At 47.2% G+C, this 1,568-nt stretch carries 2 protein-coding genes; one reads left to right on the top strand and one right to left on the bottom strand.

Features of this window, described 5'->3' with window-relative positions; all coding sequences use genetic code 11:
• A partial coding sequence (locus R8269_RS24045; protein WP_318222758.1) for an alcohol dehydrogenase catalytic domain-containing protein occupies nucleotides 1-545 on the bottom strand: 545 nt, incomplete at its 3' end.
• Between the two features lie 293 nt (nucleotides 546-838).
• On the opposite strand from R8269_RS24045, the gene R8269_RS24050 reads away from it, so the two are divergent.
• Nucleotides 839-1,568: arylamine N-acetyltransferase (locus R8269_RS24050; RefSeq protein WP_318222759.1), on the top strand; the 730-nt coding region annotated here is incomplete at its 3' end.

Here is a 1,568-nt window from a genome sequence, read left to right on the forward strand (position 1 = left end):
AAGTCACAAACGAGTCGACACACTTCTTCAAGAGGTGCTTGCTTGTTCAATTTGGCTAATGAAATTTCAGGTAGCACTGTGTACTCAGAGAAAGTAGAACAACCCATGTAGTGGAAGATGGTTTCACCGTTGATAGAAAAACGGCTTGTACCATCTGGCATCAGACCTTTACCTTGTGTTTCACGAACGGCCTGACAAAGGTTGGTTTTGCCCGATTTACAGACCTTACACTCGCCACATTCTGCGGTGTAAAGAGGAATCACGTGGTCGCCAACCTCAACGCTGGTAACACCTTCGCCAACCATTTCAACAATACCGCCGCCTTCGTGACCAAGAATCGAAGGGAAGATGCCTTCTGGATCGTCGCCTGACAGAGTGAACGCATCAGTATGACAAACACCTGTCGCGACGATGCGCACTAGCACTTCACCCGCTTTAGGAAGCTGTACATCCACTTCTTCCATTTTCAGTGGCTCGCCAGCCGCCCACGCAACCATTGCCTTGGATTTGATGTGAGTTTGACCAGGTTTGATTTCAAGAGTCATTGGATTTTCCTTTATATTCTCAGTATATGGAGTGACGTAATAAGCGTAGTTAAGGTTTGCTTCCTGCGCTGCGTCGTTTTGTTGGTGTCCATTCTAGGTGTTTCAATAAAAATGATAATCCGTCCATTTTGAAAATGATTTTTACATATACGTAATAATGTTAAAGTGAGTGGACAACAAGAGTGTGATGCCTCCTCAAAACAGAAGGGAAAACGGAAAAGGCGATTGACCTGAGGTTAGGTAGAGGGACTAGAGTAGAAAACAATCAACCCATCAGATAAGTAAGAGTGATTATGAATAAGACGGATCTGAACGCCTATTTAACCAAGCTCGGTTTGCCGAGTGAGTTACCCGCCGATTTGGAGTCATTGCACAAGATTCACGTAGCGCAGCACCGTTGCCTGCCGTTTGAGAACTTTGATATTTCGTTGCAGCGTGGCATCTCTGTTGAGATTGAAGACATCATTCAAAAAACCGTGTATCACTCCCGTGGTGGCTACTGCTTTGAACTGAATGGCTTAATGCTCGATGTGCTCAAGACCCTCGGGTTTGAAGCGCGCAGCTTACTTGGGCGTGTTCACGTGATGGGGACGCCGACAGGTCGCAGCCATCAAATCACGTTGGTGACGCTGGATGAACAAGCATGGATTGTCGATGTAGGCTTTGGCTCCAATACGCCGCGCGCGCCATTGCCGTTTATCCTCAACCAAGTGATTCAGACGGATTTACAAACCTTCCGCTTTGTCGAAGATGCCCAGTTTGGTTACTTCCTTCAAGTGTTGTCAACGGACGGAACGGACACGTGGAATAACCTTTATAGCTTCGATTTAGAGTTTGTGTTTGCGGGTGATATCGCGTGTGGCAACTTTTTTACCTCCACTTCTCCTCACTCGCGTTTTACCAGCGCAAGAGTCGCGGCGAAAGCAACAGAAAGTGGGTTGGTGACGCTGCTTAACTACACACTCAAATACACCAGCGAAGGTGACCAGACAGAATTGGAGTTAGAGCCCGGCCAAGCCCATC

This window comes from Vibrio sp. Vb0667 (genome assembly GCF_033391095.1).